This is a genomic window from Sorangium sp. So ce131 (assembly GCF_051519095.1).
In the GTDB taxonomy this organism is placed as follows: Bacteria; Myxococcota_A; Polyangia; order Polyangiales; family Polyangiaceae; genus Sorangium.
This window is the reverse complement of record NZ_CP150455.1, coordinates 10,183,092-10,203,877: the sequence shown is the minus strand read 5'-3', so window position 1 is coordinate 10,203,877 and position 20,786 is coordinate 10,183,092. Positions and strand designations below refer to the sequence as shown.

Below are 20,786 nucleotides of genomic sequence, written 5' to 3'. Positions count from 1 at the left end.
CACGGAGAAGACAGGACCATGACCATGAATACCGGCAGTGTGGACGATGCTTTCGAGGGGTGGAGCCTCTGGACCAGCGCCTGGCTCAGGGCCGTGAACAAGGCCTGGAGGGAGCCTGACTTCCAGAAGCGCCTCCTCGCCGACGCCCGCGCCGCGATGGGGGAGGTGGGGTACGCCGTGCCGCCGGGCCTCGACCTGAAGGTCGTCGAGGTCGCCGACCGCGCGGACGCGGAGCAGAGGCTGCCGGACGTGAGCATCACGCCGGCGGTCTTCTCGTCGTCGTCCAAGGTGACGGGGCAGTCCCTGACGCTCGGGCTGCCGAAGCCCCCGGACGACCTTGCGGACGGGCTCGTCGTGCTGGGCGATCACTCGTCGAAGCCGACCCCGAAGTGCTTCTGCGCCTGCGGCTAGCGGACCCCTGCGGCTAGCGGGCCGGGGCTGCTGACACACGCCCCGCCCCCTTTCCCTCCCACACCGAATCGCCGAGCCTCACCGGGATCCCCGGTAGCCTGGCTGTTTCCGTTCAGGCGAATATCTCCGGATCTCCTCGAACGTTGCTGCGCGACGCGGCCCCGCTTCGAGGTGCACACGTTTTTTTTTGGCAACATGGGGTTGCCATCCCGCCGGCGCGGGCTAATTTGCAACTAGAAGTTGCCATACGGCGACTTCACGTAGTCAGGGTCACAAAAATAGATGAACGCGGAGCGAAGCACTCGCCGCACCGAAGGTCTCCACACGCGTGGACGTGCCGCGAGGGTCGTCTCGGACGTCCTGAGGGCCACGGCGGAAGAGCTGGGCCGCGTGGGGTATGCGGCGCTGCGCGTCGAGGAGGTGGCCGTGCGCTCGGGGGTGAACAAGACGACGATCTACCGGCGCTGGCCGACGAAGAGCGCGCTCGTGGCGGCGGCGCTGCGGCAGATCACCGACGAGCAGGCGCCGCCGGACACGGGGACGCTGCGCGGAGATCTGCTGGAGCATATCCAGCGCATGTCCGAGTGGGCGAGCTCCCCCATCGGCCGGGGCGTCACGCGCATGATGCTGCGCGAGCGCGCCGAGCAGGAGGTCGAGGAGATCGCGCGCAGCTTGAGGACGGCGAATTATGCGCGGCGGATGGAGCCTATCCGGCGCGGGATCACGCGCGGCGAGCTGCCCGAGGGGACCAGCGCAGAGCTCGTGGTCGAGCTCGTGTATTCGCCCATCGTCACATTCCTCATGCTCACGCATGAGCCGCTGACCGAGGAGCACGCCGCGGCGATCGTGGACGTGGTGCTGGCAGGCGCGCGCACGGGAGCGGCGATCAGGAACCTGAGAATCTACCCCAAGGACGAGGAGGGAGGTTGACATGACAATGCACGAGTCGAACGCAACACAAAAGACGCTGGCGCAGCCGAGGTCGGAGCGAGGCAGCGCCGCCTCGCCGGCGGAGGCGCCGCAGCCGGACGTCGCGAAGCTCCACCTGGACCCCCATGTCTCCTACGACGCTTACGCGGAGGTGCGCGCGAAGGCGCCGGTGGTCCGCGTGTCCTTTTCCCTCGAGGGCAAAGAAGGCGAGGGAGCGCCCGAGTTCCGCGAGTTCCTGGCGCGTGATCACCTCTTCGTCACGCGGTACGAGCAGGTGATCTCCGCGCTGCTCGACAGCCGCTTCTCGGCCGACCCGCGCTCGGCCATGACCCCGGAGCAGAAGAAGAAGCTGCCCCCCCTGCCGGAGGAGCTGCGCCCGCTCGAGAGGAGCATCCTCACCGCGGACCCGCCGGACCACGGGCGGCTGCGCAAGCTCGTCCAGCCGAGCTTCTCGGCGCGCGCGATGGAGGCGCTGCGGCCGCGCGTCCAGCAGATCACCGAGGAGCTCCTCGACGACGCCGCGCGCGCGGCCGAAGAGCGCGGCGAGGCGGCGCCGGACCGCGCGATGGAGCTGATCAAGGCGTTCGCTTACCCGCTGCCGGTCACGGTGATCTGCGACATGCTCGGCATCCCGCGGGAGGACCGGGAGCAGGTGCGCGGGTGGACCGAGAACCTGCTCAACGTGAACCGCCGGGGCCGCGAGCTGAGCGAGGAGGCCCGGTCGGGGATGCGGCGGTTCACCGCGTACCTGCGCGACCTGTTCGCGGAGAAGCGAAGGAGCCCTGCGGACGACATGATAAGCCAGCTCATCCGGGCCGAGGAGGACGGCGACAAGCTCGACGAGGACGAGGTCCTGTCGATGGTCCTCATCCTGTTCCTCGCGGGCCACGTCACGACCGTGAACCTGATCGGCAACGGCGTCTTCGGGCTGCTCACCCATCCGGACCAGCTGGCGAAGTTCAAGGCGGATCCGGGGCTCGTGAAGGGGGTGGTCGAGGAGACGTTGCGGTGCTGGGGTCCTGTCGATTTCATCAGCCGGCGGATCGCCAAGGAGGATCTCGAGATCGGCGGGACGGCCATCCCGAAGGGAGAGCCCATCATGGTGGGCCTGGCCTCGGCCAACCGGGATCCCGAGCGCTTCACCGACCCGGAGGTGTTCGACATCTCCCGCCCCGACGCCGATCGGCACATCGCGTTCGGCAAGGGAATCCACCTCTGCGTGGGCGCGCCGCTGGCGAGGATGGAGGGGCAGATCGCCTTCGAGACGCTCTTCCGCCGCTTCCCGGACCTCCGGCTCGCCGTGCCCGCCGACGAGGTGCGCTGGGGCGACTCCTTCCTGCGCGGGATAGGGCGGCTGCCCGTGCTGTTCTGACGGTGCGCGTGCGCCTACCAGCCCAGCCCGAGCCGCAGCGGGAGGAGCACCGCCATGCCGGTGACGATGGTGCCGAGGATGTCGCGCCGCCAGAAGTAGTAGGCGCCGGCCGCGACGGTGGCGGGCAGCCGCGCGTCCTTGAGGGTCTCGATGAGGTGCCCCTGCGTCATCAGCACCTCGGGCGCGATCACGGCGACCAGCGCCGCGAGGGGCGCGTAGCGCAGGCCCCGCCGGAGCCAGCCGGGCATCGAGAGATCCTGGTCGGGGTACAGGAAGAAGCTGCGGGTGAACACCGTGATCAACGCGAGGCCGACGATGGTGACGGCGGTCTCCCACGAGCTCATCGACGGGCCTCCTCGGCGCGCTCGCGCGCGCGCCGCCGCGCCTGTTCGGCCGCCTCGACGCCGAGGCCGACCGCGATGGCGGCGGCGATCGCGAGCAGGATGTTGAGCTTCAGCGGCAGGGCATAGGCCGCGACCGCGGCGGTGGCGGCGGTGCCGCCGGCCAGCCAGGTGGCCCTGTCCTGCAGCAGCGAGCAGGTGATCCCGAGCAGCGCGAGCACGCCGGCGAAGCCGAGGCCCCACGCGACCGGGACGACGTTGGCGAGCGCGATGCCGGCGAGGGAGGAGCCCTGCCAGGCGGACCAGTTCGTGGCGACGCCGCCCCAGAAGTAGGGCTCGTGCTCGGGCGCCGGGGTCGGCTCGGGGAAGCGCTTCATGAACACCACGTAGTTGAGGTCGCCGCTGACGTAGCCGAACAGGCACCGCTTCCAGCGCGGGAAGCGCGCGAAGTAGGGCCGCCACATCGCGCTGAAGATGACGAAGCGCAGGTTCACGCAGGTGGCCGTGGCCCAGACGACCCAGATCGGCGCGCCCGACGTGATGAGCGGCATCGCGGCGAGCTGCGCGCTGCCGGCGAAGACCAGGACCGACATCAGCGCTGCGAGCGGGGGCGCGAGCCCGCTCTTGACCATCGCGACGCCGGTCACGAGGCCCCAGGCGGCGATGCCGAACGACAGCGCCAGCATGTCGCGCGCGCCGCGGCGGAACTCGGGGTGGAGCACGGTGGCGCGGGCGAAGGAGGAGAACGGCATGCGCGGCGCTCGGGGGGTAGGAAGTCGAGCGGCGCGCGAGCGTCAAGACCCCTCGTGGAGGCCCGGTGGAGCTCCACACGGCCGGGCGGAGAGCGGGCAGTCGGCCGCTGCCGAAGGGGGAGTGAGGAGGTGAGGGGGAAGGGGAGCAGAGGAAGGAGGAGAGCCGCGCGGCGCCGCGGCCGTGGTAGGAGGCCGCGGGGCTCGACCGACGTGGACTATCATGTCCTGCGCGCCCCCGGCTGGAGGCAGAGAGATGCAAACCGAGATCGAGCGCGTCCGTAACGGCAGCTGTTCCTGCGGGGCAGTGCGCTTTCGAGTCCGCGGCGAGCCCGCGCTCGTGGGGCTGTGCCACTGCACGTCGTGCCGGAAGGAGACGGGCAGCGTCTTCATGGCGTACGCGGTGTGGCCGTGGGCGAGCTTCGAGACCGAGGGCGAGACGAGGTGCTGGGACGGGCGCAGCTTCTGCCCTACGTGCGGATCGCGGCTGTTCTCGCTGCGGGAGGAGCACGGCGAGGTCGAGGTCAAGCTGGGGTGTCTGGACGACGCGCCCACGGATCTCGCCCCGGGACAGGAGATCTGGATCAAACGCCGCGAGCACTGGCTCCCGGCGCTGGAGGGCACCTCGCAGCACGTGGAGGATCCGCGGTAGTCGCACACCACGGCACACGGCAGATGAGCCACCTTGAGCCAAATGGGGCGGGGGGGCCCGAGCGGGGATCGCTGCGGGATGGTGATCTGGGCGCCTTCCGGCGGCGTGGCACTGGCATCGGCTATGCACTGGGGTGATCGCGGAGGTTCTATGTCCGAGTTCTCTCGCTTCGATGATGCGGCCTTGTTATCGCCGCTGCCGACTCCCCCGCCGCGAACGCCGGCCCTGGTCCGGGCGGTGTCCCGGACTGCCGCGGCGGCCGCAGCCGTCCTCTCGATCGCCTGTGTCTCGCCGGGCACCGGACAAGGGGACGATGGCGACCAGGGCACCACGCAAGGTGAGATTGAGGGCGACTGTGGCGAAAGCAGCGCGGATGTGATCCCGCCGATGCCGCCGCCGGACGGGGAAGGCGAGATCATCCCGCCGATGCCGCCGCCGGACGGGGAAGGCGAGATCATCCCGCCGATGCCGCCGCCGGACGGGCAAGGCGACCCCATCCCGCCGATGCCACCCCCGATGCCGCCGCCGGATGAAGAAGGCGAGATCATCCCGCCGATGCATCCGCCGGTGGACGAGGGCGGTGATCCCATCCCGCCGATGCCGCCGCCGGCGGAGGAGGCGGACGAGGACGATGGGCCCATCCCGCCGATGCCGCCGCCGATGCCGCCGCCGTGCGAGTAGGTCATTTCCCCGTCGCATCGATGCATTCTCGAGCGTCATGAGGTCTGAGATGGGCGAGCCGGATCGCGCGATGGAAGTTGCACCTGAATGGTGGCGCTGGGCCACGGAGAACCTCTTGCGCGGCGTGCAGGAGGGCCAGGTCTCGGAGCAGCTCCAGGCCGCGGGCGTGAGCAGCGCCCAGGCGAAGGAGCTCATCGCGGCGATCGTGCGCTCGCCCATCTTCGTCGCCGCCCGGCCCTTCGCCCGAGCGGCCCGGCGGCACGAGCTGCTCGTGCGGCTCCAGCAGAGGATGGCGCAGGCCGCGCTCGATCCGACGGGGATCCCGCGGCGCTCCGGCGTGTCCGCGGCGGAGCTTCGCGACGTGTTCGTCGCCGGGAACACGCCGGTCATCCTGACCGACGTCGTGACCCGCTGGCCCGCGTTCGGCCGGTGGACGCCGGCGTACCTCTCCGAGCACTTCGGCGACGTCACGGTCGACGTCACGACGGGGCGGGAGAGCGACCCCGATTACGACATGCACGCCGCGCGGCACACCGAGAGCACGCCGCTGCGCGATTTCGTCGCGCGCGTCGAGGCCGCGGGCGCGGAGACGAACGACTTCTACATGGTCGCCAACAACCGCGTCCTCGAGCGCACGCGGCTGGGCTCACTGCTGAACGACGTGGTGCTCCCGGACGGCTACTGCGCCATGCAGCGGCTTATCGGCAGCTCGGCCCTGTGGCTCGGGCCTGCGGGGACCGTCACGCCGCTGCATTACGACACCTCCAACATCCTCTTCGGCCAGGTGTACGGCCGGAAGCGTTACCGCATGATCGCGCCGTTCGAGACGTCGCTGTTCGAGGGCGCGCGCGCGATGTACGCCGGCCGCGACCCGGAGCGGGACCCCATGGATCCGGTGCTCGTGAAGGACGTCGTGCTCGAGCCGGGCGAGGCGCTCTTCATCCCGGTCGGCTGGTGGCACCACGTCCGCGCGCTCGACGTCAGCATCAGCCTGGGGATCAACAGCTTCCCGTTCCCCAACAACTTCGACTGGTACCGGCCGAGCAATATCGTGTAACCCGGCGCGGCGACGCGACGGACGGCGCCGGCGAGCGCGCCGCGCCGGCGCGCATTGCCAGCCGGGGGTGGCAGCGTGACAATCCCGTCCCGTGCCGCCCTCTTCCCCATTCCCCTTCGAGGGCACGAGCCACCACGTCGCGACGCACCACCGCGGCCTCGGCCGCGTCCTCGGCAGCCTCGCCCTGCTGTCGGCCGTGGGGCCCCTCATCACGGGCGCGCTCATCGCTCTCCTCGGCGAGGTGCTCGGCGATCCGAGCTTCCGCAGCACGGCTCGCGGGGCCATGGCGCTGAGCGGCATCTCCCTGCCTGTCGCCGTCGCGCTCGCGCTGGGGAGCCTCATCGTCTCCCGGTCGCCCGAGCAGCTCCGGGGACCGCTGCGCGTGGCCGCCGGCCCGACCGGCCTGCGCCTCCGCCGCGGCAACGCGAGCCGCTGGATCCCGCGCGCCGGGATCCGCTCCGGTCTGGTCGTGCCAGGGCCTATCTCCCGGGTCGAGCTCCAGCTCCGGCGCGGGCAGCTGCTCGAGCTGCGGGTCGCGACCGAGGAGGAAGGCGCACGGCTGCTCGCGGCCCTCGGGCTCGGCGCGGCAGAGCGGCGCGTCGCGGTCTCGCTCGGCAGCCCGAGCGGCGAGCTCGTGGCGGGCTGCTCCGGCCTGCCGGTCTTCATGTTCCTGTGGGCCATCGTGCTCCTGCCGTTCCTCGAGGCCCACGGCTTCCGCTCCACCCCCTTCGCGTGGGTGATCGCGGCGTGGCTGGCCCTCAGCCTGGTGCCCACCTGGCTGCTCCGCCGCGCCGCTCGCCCCGTGCAGGTCGTGATAGGGAGCGACGGCGTGCGCGTGGAGCGCCCCTTCTCGACCGCCTGGCTTCCCTATGCCGAGCTCACCGGGGTGGAGACGTACTATGAACAGCTCTTCCTCTTCGCCCGGCGCACGAATCGTCCGGTCGCGCTCCGGGCGGGGAACGGCCTGGCCGAGGCGCTCGCGCAGCGCATCCGCGAGGCGCAGGAGCGCGCGGCGGGGGGCGCGGCCCCGCGCGGCGTCGAGGCGCTGGACCGGTGCGGGCGCGACGTCGCGGCCTGGCGCGAGGACCTCCGCAAGCTGCTCGGCGCCGGCGACTACCGCGCGGCCGGCCTGACGCCGGAGGACGCGCTCGGCACCCTCGACGACGCGAATGCCCCGCCGGAACGCCGGATCGGCGCGGCCCTCCTCCTGCGGATCGCCGACCACCCCGAGGCGCAGGAGCACATCCGCGTCGCCGCCGAGGCGACGGTCGACGACGGGCTCCGCGCGGCGCTCGAGCTGGCCGCCGAGGAGGAGATCGACGATGCGTCGCTCGCGCGGGCCCTGCGCTGAGGCCCGCGCTCAACTGCCGGCCGCACGAGCAACGCGGGGACAAGCGGCTGCGGCCCTGGTGCTCGCGCCGCGAGGTCCTGTACCCTCGAGTGAAATGGGGACGTGCTCGCCGCGCTCCGCGCGGGCGGCGAGGCGTGGCTCCGGCGCGCGGCGCCGCCCGGCGACAGCGCAGAGGTGCTGGTGTGTTGACGTAACGAGGCGACGGCGCGTACGACGATCACGAGGCCGAAGGGACGCTTTCGCGATGGGACGTATTGTTGGGATCGATCTCGGTACGACGAACTCTCTCGTGGCGTTCATGGATGGAGAGCGCCCGCGGATCATCCCGGCCGCGACCGGCGCGCGGATGACGCCCTCGGTCGTGGGGCTCGACGCGCGCGGCCGGCTGCTCGTGGGCGACGCAGCCAAGGCGCAGCTCACCGTGGCCCCGGAGCGGACCGTGGCCGAGGTGAAGCGGCTCATGGGCAGCGCCGAGCGCGTGCGGCTGGGCGAGCGCACGTACTCGCCGACCGAGATCTCGGCGCTCGTCCTGCGCGCGCTGAAGGAGGACGCGGAGCGCTTCTTCGGCGAGGCCGTGGACGAGGCCGTGGTGACCGTGCCCGCGTATTTCACCGACGCGCAGCGGCAGGCGACCAAGGACGCGGGGCACCTCGCGGGGCTGCGCGTCGACCGCATCCTGAACGAGCCGACGGCCGCGGCGCTCGCGTACGGGCTCGACCACCTCGACAAGGAGCAGACCGTCGTCGTGTACGACCTCGGCGGCGGCACCTTCGACGTCTCGGTGCTCGAGATGTACGAGGGCGTGCTCGAGGTGAAGGCGTCGGCAGGGAACAACCGGCTCGGCGGCGGCGACTTCGATCGCGCCCTCGCCGACTGGATCTTCGACGAGATCGAGCGCGCGCACGCGGTCGAGGCGCGGCGCGATCCGCGCCTCCGGGCGCGCGTGCTGGCCGCGGCCGAGGAGGCGAAGCGGCAGCTCTCGGGGAGCGAGACGGCCGTCGTGGCGCTGGGCGGCATCGCGGCGCGCGGCGGCGCGCCCGTGTCGTTCGAGGTCGAGGTGCCGCGGCGCACGCTCGAGGAGCGCATCGAGCCGCTCGTGCGATCCACGCTGGAGTCGGTGCGGTCGGCGCTCGCGGACGCGAAGGTCGAGGCCCGCGGCGTGGCCGAGGTCGTGCTCGTGGGCGGCTCGTCGCGCGTGCCGCTCGTGCGGCGCATGGTGGCGGAGCTGTTCGGCAAGGAGCCGCGGCGCGGGGTGGACCCGGACGAGGCGGTGGCGCTGGGCGCGGCCGTGCAGGCGGGGCTGAAGACGGGCGCGATCTCGGCGCAGACGGGGATCATGATCACCGACGTCTGCCCGTTCACGCTCGGGGTGGAGGTGTCGGCGACCGCCGGCTCGCAGCTCGTCGGGGGGATGTTCTCGCCGATCATCCCGCGCAACTCGACGGTGCCGGTGTCGCGCACCGAGATCTACGCGACGGCCGGAGACCAGCAGCGCGTGGTGGAGGTGCGCGTGTTCCAGGGCGACGCGCGCATGGTGCGCAACAACGTGTTCCTCGGGCAATACACGGTCGAGGGCATCCCGCCGGGGCCGAAGGGCTCGCAGAAGGTGGCGATCACGTTCTCGTACGACATCAACGGCATCCTCCAGGTGACGACCAAGGTGCTGTCGACCGGGAAAGAGGCGTCGATCACGATCGACAAGTCGCCCGAGCGCATGTCGATCGAGGAGCGCACGTCCTCGGCGGCGCGGCTGGATCGCGAGTGGGCGCCCGAAAGGCCGGCGGGCGCCGCGGCGTCGCCTGCGGCGGCGTCGCCTGCGGCGGCGTCGCCTGCGGCGGCGTCGCCTCCGCCGGCGACGGCGGCGGCCGCCGCGCCCGAGGGGGAGCTCCTGGCGGCCGGCAGGCGCAGGCTCGCGGGCCTGCCCGCCGCGCAGGCGGCGGAGCTCGGCGCGGTGATCACGGCGCTGGAGCAGGCGCTGAAGGCGGGCGACCGGGCGGCGATCGCGCGGCACGAGGCGCGGCTGACGGACGTGCTCTTCGAGCTGGATTGACCGTGGATGACCGGAGGCGCGCGGGCGTGGATCGCGGATGCTGACCGACAAAAAGCGGCGGGTGCTGCTCTCGCCGGAGGACCCGGACGCCCGGTACGAGCTCGGCGAGGCCCTCTTCGGCGAGGGCGATCTCGACGGCGCCGAGAAGCAGCTCACGCGGGCGCTCGCGCTCGACCCCGCGCACGCCGCCGCGCGCCGGCTCCTGTCGCGCACGTACCGCGCGCAGGAGCGGCCCGTGCTCGCGGAGCGCGCGCTCGCCGAGGCCGTGCAGCGCGATCCGGACGACGCGGCGGCGCGCGAGGAGCTCTCGGACCTCCTGGCCGACGCGGGCCGGTACGACGAGGCGATCCTGCACCTGGAAGAGGCGCTGCGCGTCGACGGGGCCCACCGCTCGCGGAGGCTGCGCGTCATCGACCTGTGCATCGTGCACGGGCTCGCCGCGCGCGCGGCGCGGCACATCGAGCAGGCCCGGGGCGGGGCGGCGCCGGACGCGGAGCTCGCGAGCCGGATGCAGGCCGTCCGGGCGCACACCGGGCAGGTGGCCGGCGTGCTGCGATCGCCGCTGAGCGAGGGGGCCGCGGCCGTGCTCGCGCGCGCGCAGCGGGCGCTCGGCGGCCCCCCGTGGGCGGAGGCCGCGCGCGCGGGGCCGCTGCGCGCGGCCGCGGTCGCGCTGCGCGCGGGGGACGTCGCCGGCGCCAAGCGCGCGCTCGTGACCGCCCCGGAAGGCGCGCGGGCGACGCCCCTCTTCGAGCTCCTGCGGGCGGAGATCGCGCTCGTCGGCGGCGATCGCGCGATCGCCGAGGCCGCGCTCCGGCGCGCGCTCGGCGCCGCGCCGGAGCGCGCGCCCGAGGCGGCGACGGCGTGGGCGCGGCTCGGCGAGATCGCGCTCGAGGCGGGGAGGGCCGGCGAGGCGGAGGCCGCGCTCGCCGCGGCCGCCGCGCTCGCGCCCGACGACGCGGACGTGCTGGAGGCGCTCGGCGACGCGCTCTACCAGCTGGGCCGCCCGGACGACGCGCTCGGCCGGTACGAGGCCGCGATGGCGATCCGGCCGGAGGTCTTCCTGGGCGCGAAGATCGCCGCGGTGAGGGCGCCGCGCCGGCCGGCCGCGGACGGCGCGCCCGCCGCGGGCCGCATCGGCGCCCTCGCCTGGAACCCGACCGGCGGCATCGTCTCGCCGCTCCAGGCCGAGGCGGTGCCCGGGCGCGGGGAGCTGCGCCTCACCGGGAACGTGCACGGATCCGGGCAGGAGGCCGCCCGGGTGGCGCATTCGCTGCTCAAGGCGCGGGCGAGGCAGCTCGGCATCGAGGCGCAGGTCGTGGAGCGCGACCTGCACCTGCACTACGCCGACGCGGACTTCCGCAAGGAGGGCGCGTCGGCCGGGATCGCGCTCGCCCTGGCCGCGCTCTCGGCCTACCGGGGCAGGCCGCTCCCGGGGGCGCTCGCCGCCACGGGGCAGATCTCGCTCGACGGCGCGGTCATGCCCGTGGCGGGCCTCGCCGAGAAGCTGCTCGCGGCGTACCTGGGCGACGTGCGCACCGTCATCGCGCCGCGGCGGTGCCTGGCCGCGATCCGCAGCCTGCCGCGCGAGATCGAGGGCAAGCTGAGCGTGGTGTTCGTCGACTCGCTGCGGGAGGCGATCGACGCCGTGTGGGGGGGAGCATGAGCGAACCGTCTTCCTCGAATCATTACGCGACGCTCGGCGTCGAGCGGAGCGCGGACGCGCGCGCCATCAAGAAGGCGTATTTCGCGCTGATCCGGACGTACCCGCCGGAGTCGCACCCGGACGAGTTCAAGCGGATCCGCGCCGCGTACGAGGTGCTCTCGGACGCCGAGGCGCGCGAGCGGTACGACGCGCAGGAGAAGGGGTACCGCGAGTACGAGGACGCCGTCGCGGCGGCGCTCGCCGCCGCGGAGCAGGCCTCGACCGCCGGCGACGAGGACGCGGCGCAGGCGGCGCTGCGCCAGGCGATCGACGCGCACCCCGGCGTGCTCCTGCTGCGCGAGAAGCTCGCGGCCTCGTACGCGCGGAGCAAGGACCACGAGCGCGCGATCGCGGCGCTCGACGCGCTGATCGAGCGGTCGCCGGAGACGGCGCGGTACCACCTGCTCCGCGCGCTTTCGCTCGGCGCGCTCGGGAAGCCCGACGCCGCCGAGGAGGCCATGCGGAAGGCGCACGCGCTGGCCCCGGACCACGAGGGCATCCAGGCGGCGCTCGTGGACGCGCTCACGCGGAACGAGCACGCGGACGAGGCGCTCGCGATCCTGGACGAGGCCGCCGCGCGCCACGACGCGAGCAGCCTGAAGGGCGTCAGCATCCAGCTCCGGCGCGTGCACGTGCTCTACCAGTCGATGCGGCCGCACGAGGCCGAGGAGGCCGTGCAGCGGCTCGTCGAGCAGGTGCGCGCCTCGGGCGACCCGGAGCTGCCGAAGCACGTCGCGTCGGAGCTGGGCGCCCCGGCGGCGGCGCTGTTCGCGGCGGACCGGAGCTCGCGCGCGAACAACCTGCTCTCGGTGTGCCGGGCGCTGCACCCGGAGAGCCTGGTCCTGCGGCCGTACCCGTCCAAGGCGACGCTCGAGACGTCGGCGCTGCCGCCCGCCGCGCTGGAGTGGCTCGCGGAGCAGGAGCGGGCGCAGGACGGGCCGACGCTCCGCATGAACCCGTGGGGGAGCCCGCTGAAGGCGACCGCGGGCGCGGGCGCGCTGTCGCTGATCGCCTACCTGCTCCTCTACAGCGCGCCGGCGCCGGCGACCGAGGCGGCGGCGACGGAGGCGGCGGCGTCGGTCCCGTTCACCGGGACGGCGGCCGGCGCGATCGTGATGGCGGCGCTCCTCGGCGGCGTCGCCCTGCTCCTCGCGCACGTCGCGCGGGTCGTCCACGTCCGGAGAAAGAGCCCGATCCAGGGGCTGACGACCGTTCACCCGCTCTACCTCGTGCGCGCGGACCCGGAGCGGACGGAGCTCTACCCGCTCTTCTGCCTCAGCCGCTCCGAGGGGGTGCACCACGGCCAGAACGGCGTGTACTCCCACACGGTGCTCCGCCTCGGCTTCGGGGGCGCCGAGGTGTCGCTGACATTCCTCGACGGGGGCTTCGCGCAGGCGTGGCTCGATCACCTGCTGGCGACGCGCAAGCGCGCGCTGGAGCTGCTCGCGGCGGGGTACCTCGACGCCGAGCACGGGGTGGAGCTCTTGCCGCCGACGCAGCTCGATCGCCCGCCGCCGTCGACGGGGGCGCGGCTCTGGGCGCAGCGGCGCCGGCTCGCCGCCGCGGCGGGCGTCGCGCTCGTGCTCTGGGTCGGGGCGATGGTGAGCGGGGCGCGGTACGCGGACGAGCTGGCCTTCCGCGACGCCCTGACGCGCGACGCCGCGCCGGCGTACGACGCCTACCTGCGCGCGCGCCCCGACGGCCGCTTCGCCGACGACGCGCGCCGCGCGCTGATCCGGCGGCGCGAGCGAGGGGCCGAGGCGCTCGCGCTCGCGCTGGACCGCCGCGCGCCGGGGGCCGAGGCGCTGGCGGCGCTGGGCCACGCGGTGGAGGACAGCGGCGCGCGCGTCGTGCCGCTCTCGCTCGCGATCTCGGACGGCGGCGCGCGCGTCCCGGCGGGCGACGCCGACGCGGTGTTCGGCAACCTCGGCGCGGACCTCGGGGCGACGCTCGCGCAGGCCGGGCTGAGATCCGCGCGGATCAAGCGCGCGCCCGGCGCGGGCGGGCGCTCCGGCGAGGCGAACGCGATCGAGGTCGACTGCACGCTCACCCGGGGCGCGGGGGCGGGCGGGAGCAGCCAGATCGACGCCGCGTGGAAGGTGCGCGTGGTCGCGGGGGGCGCGGAGCGCCGCAGCTTCGCGGTGACCACGTCGGCCAGCGCGGCCGGGGCCGGGCCGGAGAGCGGGCTCGCGGGGCTCTACGCGCAGTTCCTCCGGGCGCTGCTCGCCGATCTGGGCCTCGGGGGCGTCGAGGAGCTGCGCCGGCAAAACGCGCCGTACAAGGGGAGCTCGCCCTATGGCAACTGAGAAGACCACGCCGCCGCGGTGGCGGTCGACGAACGTGCCCGCGGCGCTGCTCGTGTGCCTGCTGCTCGGCCTCGCCGGCAGCGGGTATTACCTGCGGCACGCGCCGCTGTGGGTCGTGAACGGGCTCGAGGTCCCCGTGGTGGTCGAGATCGACGGCGCGCGCCGCGAGGTCGGGCCCGGGGAGAGGTCGTCCTCGTGGACGAGCACGGGCATGCACCGCGCGCGTGTCCTCACGCGCGAGGGCGCGGTGATCGACGAGGGGGCGTTCTGGATGGAGGAGGCCGGCAGCAACGCGCTGCACGTGTACAACGTGCTCGGCGCCGCGCCGGTCTACGTGGAGACCGTCGAGTACGCGAGGAGGACGGATGACCGGCGCGAGAAAGAGCCGAAGGTCGAGTTCCTCGGCGGCCGACCGTTCGCCTCCCGGTACGGGGTCGATTACGTCTTCGAGGCGCCGCCCTCGTCCCTGTCGACCAAATCGTCCTCTGGCAACCTCCTGAAGACACACGCCGACGTCGCGCCGGGGGGCTGGCGCTCGACCGCGGGTTACCTCTCGGCGAACCAGCAACCGGACGTCGCGGCGGGCCTTGCGCGCGCCGTGAGCCGCGCGCAGCGGGGCGATCTCGCGGCCAGGGCGGCGGCGCTGCACTTCACCGAGGCCGTGGGCGGGCAGGTCGCCGGGGCGGCCCTGGCGGCGGCGTGGCGCGACGAGATGCCCAAGGACGAGGACGCCCACCGCAGCCACCAGAGCTACATGCTGCGGCTGGGCCGGACGGCCGAGGTGATCGACGAGTACAGGGCGTGGTATGCCGCCGGCGACAAGGGCCCGGAGGCCGCGTCGCTGCTCGCGCGTGTGCTCCCCCCGAGCGAGGCGCACGTCGTCCTGGACGAGGCGCTCGGCCGGCACCCGGACGCGCCGCCGCTGCTCCTGCGCAAGGCGCTGATCGAGGTGTTCGAGCTCCGCCACGCGGAGGCGGACGTGCTGTTCAAGAGGGCCGAGGCGAGCCCGAGCTACGTTTATTTCGTGGAGGAGCACGCGATTGCGCTCGTGGCGCTGGGGCGGGTGAAGGAGGCCGCGGAGCGGCTGTCGCGCGCGGCGGAGAAGAGCTTTGCGGAGAAGCAAAACGATCTCGTGCTGGCGGTGACGTACGCGCGCGTCGCGGAGCTCGCGCCGGCCGAGGCGCCGGTGCCCGCGTGGACGTACGTCGACAGGCTCGCGGCGACGCCGAACGGCGCGTGGACCGGGCTGTGGGCGCGGTCGCTGCTGGGCAAGGCGCCGATGGCGTCGATGGATGACCGCGACACCGCCGACATGGTGCGCATCCACCACGAGGCGGGCGAGAGCGCCGCGAAGGCGTGGAGCGCGTGCGCCTCGGCCGGGCCGACGGCGCTCCAGCGGATCGACGCGACCGTGGCGATCCTCCTCGGGACGGAGCTCGCGCGCGCGGGCGACATGGACATGGCAGAGCGGCTCCTCTCGCCGCGCCGGGAGCTCCAGGTGCCCTGGCGCGCGCTCGTCGATCATGTGATCACGGGCGCGGAGAACCCGGCGCTCGGGCGGCTGCCGCCCGAGCACCGCGCGGCGATCGATCTCGTGCGGGCGCGCGCGCTCCAGGCCGCCGGCCAGCCCGCGGATGTGCTGCTCGAGTCCGCGGCGCGCCGCGACGTGCTGCGCGGGGTCGTGACGCGGGCGATGGCCAGCTGGCCGCCGGTGAAGCCGGTCGCGAGGGCGGTCGAGCCCGCCGGCAAGGCGGCTCGCTGAGGGCATTCGGCCCGCTGTAGCGGCCCCCCGGCGCCCCGATGATCACGTCGATCCCTCACGAGGAGATTCGCAGGGACGAGGATCGTTCATGGACCACGCGCCTCCTCGGCTGGCTCGTGCTGCCCGATCTCCCCGCGGCCGAGCGGGACGAGATCGCGACGACCCTGGCGGCCCTCGAAGATCCCCGCGCCGAGGCGCCGCTCACGCGCATGCTCGCGGCGCGCGAGCTCCCCGAGGCCGCGCGCGAGGCGGCTGGCGTGATCCTGAGGAGCTCCGGGCTCCAGCCGAGCGGGGCGTGGCTCCGGACCACGTGGGCGGAGGGCGACCTGGTGCTCCGCCGTCACGCGTTGCTCTCGATGGGGCGCGCCGAGGCGGACCTCGTCGAGCCGGTCGCGCGCGATCCCGCGCACCCGCTCCACAAGGAGGCCATCGAGACGATGACGTTCGATTTTCAGGAGCCGCGCTTCCAGCCGCTGAAGATCGCCGCCCTCGAACACCGCGATCCCGGCGTCCGCAGGGTCGCGGCCGACGCGCTGCTCTACGACGAGCCCCTCGCGGCCGAGGCGCCGCTCCTCCGCGCCGCGGGCGATCGCGCGCTCGAGGTCGCGGTCGCCGCGCTGAACGCGCTCGTCTATTACCCCAGCCGGCGCTGCCTCGGCGCGGTCGCTGCGCTCTGCGGCCACCCTGACGAAGGCGTGCGCGCCGCCGCGGTCCATTGCGCCTCGTCGCTCCGCGACGAGAGCTTCCGGGGCGCGCTCGACCACGCCGGCCCGGCCGAGCGGCGCTTCCTCCTCGAATGGATGGCGCCGGTCCGGCACCTGCTCGACGTGCCGGACGAGGGCGACCGCGCCCCGGTGGACGCCCCCGCGCCTGCGCGGCTCCTCGCGCTCGACGCCGAGGGCGCGGCGGACGACGCGCTCGCGACGGACGCGCTGATCGCGCTGTATACCGATCTCGACGACCCCTGGGCCGAGAAGAAGCGCCGGTTTCCGGACCGCTCCCGCTCGGCGCGGTATGCCGCGGATCGCGGCGTCCTCGCCCCGTTCCTGGCAGGGCACCCCGATCCATGGATCCGCGACCGCGCCTCGGAGCTCCTCTCGGCCTGGGGCGAACGCGAGGCGCTCCTCGGGCTCACCCGCGATCCGGTCTTCATGGTCCGGAAGAGCGCCATGTACTGGCTCGGCCAGCTCTCGCCCGACCCGGCCCTGGCGCCCGTTGCGTGGGAGCACCTCGCCGAGCCGGGGACGACAGGCACCCACGCCGCGGAGACCCTGGCCGCTTATGTCAGGCACGCCGAAGCGGCGGAGTCGATCCCTCGGCTGCTCGCGCTCGTCCGCGACGACGCGCGCGACTCGGTCCAGGTGGGGGCCCTCGGCGCCCTCGCGGAGCTCCGCGCTCGGCGGGAGATCGCGGCGCTCCTCCCCCTGCTCTCCGGGCCGCCGCAGGTCACCTGGGCGGTCCACCTGGCGCTGCTGGATGCATGCGGGCGCCTCGGGCTCCACCCCGGCCGCTGCGACGCGCTCCGCGAGGCCGACAACCTCGACGTCCAGCGCGCGCTGGCGCGCTGGTTCGCGATCGATCCGGGACCGCGCAGCCGGTGAAGACGTCCCTGAAGCGCGAGTATGGTACACACCGCGGCCGAGGCCGAAGATGATCACGATCCACAACTTCGCGCGTGGGGCGCGCGGGCTGCGCGCGATGTGGCAGTGCGAGGAGATGGGCCTGCCGTACCAGGTCGAGATGGTCTCCTTCCCGCCGAGCGAGGCCTATCGCGCGCTGAACCCGCTCGGCTCCGTGCCGTTCCTCGAGGACGAGGGCGGCGTGGCGATCAACGAGTCCGTCGCGATGATGCTCTACATCGCGCAGAAATACGGGCCCACGCCCCTCTTGCCCGCCAAGGACGATCCGGCGCTCGCGCGCGTGATGCAGCTGACCGTGTTCGGCGAGGCGACGATCGGGGCGGGCCTGAATTCCCTCATGGAGGCGCACTTCGGCGCGCCCGAGGCCGACAAGCGCAACTGGTCGGTGCTCCGGCAGGAGGCGCGCCTCGAGCACGCCTTGCGCTTCGCGGCCGGCGCGCTCGGCGCTCGTCACTTCATCGCAGGGGACGATCTCACGCTCGCCGACATCTCCATGAGCACCGCGCTCGGGATCTGGCGCGGCGCGCTCGGCAAGACGCTGCCGGACAGCCTCGCCGCCTACCAGGAGCGGCTGGCCGCGCGGCCGGCATACCAGCGCGCGCGCGCCCGTTGCAATGGCCAGAGCGGCTCGCCGCAATCGTAAGACCACGCGACGGCGCGCCGCTCGCATGGTCGAGATCGACCTGGAGAAGCCGGCCCTCGACCCGGGCGACGGGAACCGCGCCTGGGCGGACGTATTCCTGAGCGAATTCGGCGAGTTCCGTCCAGAGTGGCCCCATGGCGTCCGCGGTTGCTGCCTTGGCGTCGCTCATGGAAGGATTCGCCCATGCAAGTCCAGGAAATCTTTCGTGGTCGCCTCGTCGATCACATCCATCTCGTCGTCGCCGACCTCGACGCGAGCAAGCGGTTCTATTCTGCCGTCCTCGACGCGCTCGGCGTGCCGCTCGGCGGCGAGGGGCCAGGCTTCTTCTGGGCCGATGAGCTCTTCGTGTCCACCGCCGACTCTCCCGCCGCCTCGGGCGAGAGGACAGGCCGCGTCCACCTCGCCTTCCAGGCCGCGGATCGCGCCGCGGTCGAGCGGTTCCACGCGGCGGGGCTCGCGGCCGGCGGCAAGGACAACGGCGCGCCCGGCAAGCGCAACTACCACCCGGGCTACTACGCGGCGTTCTTGCTGGACCCCGACGGCAACAACATCGAGGCGGTCTATCACGGCCCGGGGAAGAAGAGCGCGGACGCGATTCGCATCACGTTCTGACGTGGCGTGACCCGGGTGCGCGCCCGCTCGACGCGCGCCGGGGCGCTCGTCGACAGCCTGCGTGTTCGTCGGCGCCCGGCGCGCTCGTCTACATTTCGTCGGCGCCCGGCGCGCTCGTCTACATCTCGTCGGCGCCCGGCGCGCTGGTCTACATGTAGAGCAGCGCCGGGTTCATCTCCTCCTCGGCCCTCGGCCGCTCCAGCCAGCCGAGGCGCACGGGCACGTCGTACAGCCGTCCGGGCGCGAGCTGCGGCCTGAAGTGCCGCAGGCCGGGCACGACCACCTTCACCGCGCACAGGCCCGTGTCCGGCCGCGTCTGATCGAGCACGATCGTCTCCAGGCCCGCGCGCGCCGCGCGCTCCACGCACAAGAGCACGTCGTCGCGGAGATCGTCGCGGGCGGCGCCGGGGTAATCGCGCGCCGTCCGCGTCGGCGCCGCGCCGTCCGGCAGGAGGAACGCCGCGTCGCCGAGCGCCGACGTGTCCCACGGCGCCGGCACGCGGCCCTCGAGGGCGAGCAGCTGGTTCAGCTCGGTGAGCGCCCGCTGCACGCCGAGCCGGGCCTCGAGGTGGCACCCGAACCCCACCGACCACCGCTCGCCCTGCGCGCTCCGGGCGATCGCGGCGAAGGCAGGGATCCCGAGGTCGGTGGTCAGGTCGAGCACCCAGGCGCGATAGCCGAGCGATCGATAATGCGCCTCGAGCTGGGCGAGGTAGGGCTCGTCGAAGCCCGCGAGATCCACCCCCGGGCGCGGCGCCCGGTTGTACCACCAGAGCGCGAACGCGTCCCGCTCCACGAGCTCCAGGAACCCTTGCAACACGGCCTCTTCCAGGCAGTTGCCGGCGGCGTGCCCGTTCGTGTTGAAGGAGAAGAACCGGCCGTCCGACGCCCTCGGAGGATCGATGTAGCAGTACGCCGTGGGCAGGTACCTCCGGCGGTCGTGTGTCAGCGACCACGCCGGCGTCCAGTCGACCTCCGCCTGCTCGTCGAACGGCTGCGGCAGGTGGTGCGACGGGTCCGCGATGCGCGCGTTCCACACGTCCCGCGCGCGGTACTGCCGCTCGCTGATCCCGAGCAGCGCGGCCGGGTGGACGCCCTCGTCGCCGAGGTCGGCGAGGCGGGCCGACCGGCGCGGCTCGTCGCCCTGGAAGACGGCGCTGTAGCGCTCGATGGCCTCGCAGAGGGCGCTCGCGTGCGCCTGCGCCGCGGTGCGGCCCTTGCCGTTGCCGCGCCGCTCGAACACGTCGGGTGTCGGCGCCTCGGCGGCGGGGCACGCGGCGTAGGAGGCGCCGTACACCGGGCGCAGCGGGTGGTCGGCGCCGCCGAGCGGGCCCGAGCTGCTGATCACCCCCGTGATCCGGCTGATCTGCGGCGTGAGCCGCGCCAGCGTCTCCTCGGGCGTGAGCGTGCGGTGCCCCCCGTCGTCCGTGAACCGCTTCGGCCGCGGCGCGAGCGCGACCGGATCGAGCATCCGCCGGCGCGCCAGCCCGGGATCGCCGCACTCGGGGCACTGCGGCCGCCGCACGACCACGTGCGCCTCCGCGCGGTGCTGCGCGAGGTCGAACGTCAGCAGCTGGCCGTCGAGCGGGCCGCGATCGCCCGACGCGATCGCCCGCGCCAGCGCGAGCGCGGCGAGGCGCGCCGCGGCGCCGAGGCTCGCGGGCGTCCCGGCCCGGGGCGGGGTGAGGGGGCCGCGCGCGCCGGTGCGCCGCAGGACGAACCGCTCCACCGGGCGGTTGTGGCGCAGCCGCTCGGCGAGGCACGCCCAGCAAGGCCCGCCGTCGGGCCGGAACAGCGGGCCGGCCCACGCCGCCGCGCCCGACGGCCTGACCGGCAGCCAGCGGACGCCGCGGGCCCGCGCCTCCCGGTTCCACCGCTCGAGCGCCGGATCGAGGTAGTCGCCGACGACGAGCGCGCAGAGCGGCGCGTCGTCCCGCAGCGCGAGGCCGGCCTCGGCGAGCGCCGCGCAGAGCGGCCCCGGGTCCTCGCCGCCTACGGCGCGCACCGCCACCGCCGCGTCGCCCAGGCGGCGCGCCGCCTCGCGGCCGTCGACGCCGGCCGCCTCCCAGAACGCGGCGGCCTCCGGGGGCTCGCCGGGCGCGGCCTCGACGAGGTAGCCCCGCTCCTCGAGCCGGGAGAGCGCATACGCCACCTCCGCCGCGGAGATCCGATCGGCGAGCGCCGCGATGAGCTCGAGCACGGTGCGGTGGCCGTCGAGCAGCGGCGCGAGCAGCGCGTAGGCGCGGCCCCTCAGCAGGAACTGCTCGCGCTCGCCGAGGAGCAGCACGAGATCGTCCCCTGCGCGCTCGGCGCGCAGGTGTCGCTTGAAGCAGAGGACCCGGTTCATTGCGCCTCCACGCGGGCGTCCGCCGGGCCGCGGCGGCGACTCCGCGGCCCGCCGCGAGCGCCGACCACCTCCGGCGCGGCGCAGCCTAACCCGGCGGCGCGCCATGACAAAGCGCGCGCTGACCGCGCGCTGACCGCGCGCTGACCGCGCGCTGACCGCGCGCTGACCGCGCGCTGACCG

Annotated in this window: 17 protein-coding genes; 14 read left to right on the top strand and 3 right to left on the bottom strand. The window is 73.9% G+C overall.

The window, feature by feature from the left end; translation table 11 throughout:
• Nucleotides 1-18: 18 nt before the first annotated feature.
• The 3 genes from WMF43_RS37060 to WMF43_RS37050 all read left to right on the top strand — a co-directional run bounded on the left by WMF43_RS37060 (nucleotide 19) and on the right by WMF43_RS37050 (nucleotide 2,713).
• Nucleotides 19-411: a nitrile hydratase subunit alpha gene (locus WMF43_RS37060; protein WP_437672097.1), complete on the top strand. Its 393-nt coding sequence runs from the start codon at nucleotides 19-21 to the stop codon at nucleotides 409-411.
• Nucleotides 412-693: 282 nt separating this feature from the next.
• Nucleotides 694-1,341, top strand: a complete 648-nt coding sequence (locus WMF43_RS37055) for a TetR/AcrR family transcriptional regulator (RefSeq protein ID WP_437672095.1) — start codon at nucleotides 694-696, stop codon at nucleotides 1,339-1,341.
• Between the two features lies 1 nt (nucleotide 1,342).
• Nucleotides 1,343-2,713 (top strand): cytochrome P450 family protein, encoded by a 1,371-nt coding sequence (locus WMF43_RS37050; RefSeq protein WP_437672093.1) that lies wholly within the window; start codon nucleotides 1,343-1,345, stop codon nucleotides 2,711-2,713.
• 14 nt (nucleotides 2,714-2,727) lie between these two features.
• Here WMF43_RS37050 and WMF43_RS37045 read toward each other — a convergent pair whose 3' ends face one another.
• Both WMF43_RS37045 and WMF43_RS37040 read right to left on the bottom strand, forming a co-directional pair.
• Entirely contained in the window at nucleotides 2,728-3,057 is a 330-nt protein-coding gene (locus WMF43_RS37045) for an AzlD domain-containing protein (RefSeq protein ID WP_437672091.1), read from the bottom strand.
• Nucleotides 3,054-3,806: an AzlC family ABC transporter permease gene (locus WMF43_RS37040; protein WP_437672089.1), complete on the bottom strand. Its 753-nt coding sequence runs from the start codon at nucleotides 3,804-3,806 to the stop codon at nucleotides 3,054-3,056. The genes WMF43_RS37045 and WMF43_RS37040 overlap by 4 nt, the downstream gene beginning before the upstream one ends.
• Nucleotides 3,807-4,059: 253 nt before the next feature.
• On the opposite strand from WMF43_RS37040, the gene WMF43_RS37035 reads away from it, so the two are divergent.
• The 11 genes from WMF43_RS37035 to WMF43_RS36985 all read left to right on the top strand — a co-directional run bounded on the left by WMF43_RS37035 (nucleotide 4,060) and on the right by WMF43_RS36985 (nucleotide 18,259).
• Nucleotides 4,060-4,455 (top strand): GFA family protein, encoded by a 396-nt coding sequence (locus tag WMF43_RS37035; protein WP_437672087.1) that lies wholly within the window; start codon nucleotides 4,060-4,062, stop codon nucleotides 4,453-4,455.
• 375 nt (nucleotides 4,456-4,830) lie between these two features.
• Nucleotides 4,831-5,136 (top strand): hypothetical protein, encoded by a 306-nt coding sequence (locus WMF43_RS37030; RefSeq protein WP_437672085.1) that lies wholly within the window; start codon nucleotides 4,831-4,833, stop codon nucleotides 5,134-5,136.
• A 70-nt stretch (nucleotides 5,137-5,206) separates the two neighbouring features.
• Nucleotides 5,207-6,193 carry a cupin-like domain-containing protein gene (locus WMF43_RS37025; RefSeq protein ID WP_437672083.1) on the top strand — a complete coding sequence of 329 codons (987 nt, stop codon included), beginning with the start codon at nucleotides 5,207-5,209 and terminating at the stop codon, nucleotides 6,191-6,193.
• 91 nt (nucleotides 6,194-6,284) lie between these two features.
• Entirely contained in the window at nucleotides 6,285-7,544 is a 1,260-nt protein-coding gene (locus WMF43_RS37020) for a hypothetical protein (RefSeq protein WP_437672082.1), read from the top strand.
• Nucleotides 7,545-7,788: 244 nt separating this feature from the next.
• A complete protein-coding gene (locus WMF43_RS37015; protein WP_437672080.1) occupies nucleotides 7,789-9,594 on the top strand; it encodes an Hsp70 family protein in 1,806 nt (601 codons plus the stop codon).
• A 37-nt stretch (nucleotides 9,595-9,631) separates the two neighbouring features.
• The gene (locus WMF43_RS37010; RefSeq protein WP_437672078.1) at nucleotides 9,632-11,257 is read left to right on the top strand and encodes a S16 family serine protease; all 1,626 of its coding nucleotides are present in this window, start codon (nucleotides 9,632-9,634) and stop codon (nucleotides 11,255-11,257) included.
• Nucleotides 11,254-13,602 (top strand): DnaJ domain-containing protein, encoded by a 2,349-nt coding sequence (locus WMF43_RS37005; RefSeq protein WP_437672076.1) that lies wholly within the window; start codon nucleotides 11,254-11,256, stop codon nucleotides 13,600-13,602. Before WMF43_RS37010 ends, WMF43_RS37005 begins: the two co-directional genes overlap by 4 nt.
• Nucleotides 13,592-15,364 carry a hypothetical protein gene (locus WMF43_RS37000; RefSeq protein WP_437672075.1) on the top strand — a complete coding sequence of 591 codons (1,773 nt, stop codon included), beginning with the start codon at nucleotides 13,592-13,594 and terminating at the stop codon, nucleotides 15,362-15,364. Before WMF43_RS37005 ends, WMF43_RS37000 begins: the two co-directional genes overlap by 11 nt.
• A gap of 38 nt (nucleotides 15,365-15,402) precedes the next feature.
• Nucleotides 15,403-16,965, top strand: a complete 1,563-nt coding sequence (locus WMF43_RS36995; protein WP_437672073.1) for a hypothetical protein — start codon at nucleotides 15,403-15,405, stop codon at nucleotides 16,963-16,965.
• A gap of 49 nt (nucleotides 16,966-17,014) precedes the next feature.
• The gene (locus tag WMF43_RS36990) at nucleotides 17,015-17,647 is read left to right on the top strand and encodes a glutathione S-transferase family protein (RefSeq protein WP_437672071.1); all 633 of its coding nucleotides are present in this window, start codon (nucleotides 17,015-17,017) and stop codon (nucleotides 17,645-17,647) included.
• Between the two features lie 183 nt (nucleotides 17,648-17,830).
• Nucleotides 17,831-18,259 (top strand): VOC family protein, encoded by a 429-nt coding sequence (locus WMF43_RS36985; RefSeq protein ID WP_437672069.1) that lies wholly within the window; start codon nucleotides 17,831-17,833, stop codon nucleotides 18,257-18,259.
• A gap of 148 nt (nucleotides 18,260-18,407) precedes the next feature.
• Here the strand turns inward: WMF43_RS36985 and WMF43_RS36980 are convergent, their stop codons facing one another.
• Nucleotides 18,408-20,606 carry a TOMM precursor leader peptide-binding protein gene (locus WMF43_RS36980; protein ID WP_437672067.1) on the bottom strand — a complete coding sequence of 733 codons (2,199 nt, stop codon included), beginning with the start codon at nucleotides 20,604-20,606 and terminating at the stop codon, nucleotides 18,408-18,410.
• Between the last annotated feature and the right edge of the window lie 180 nt (nucleotides 20,607-20,786).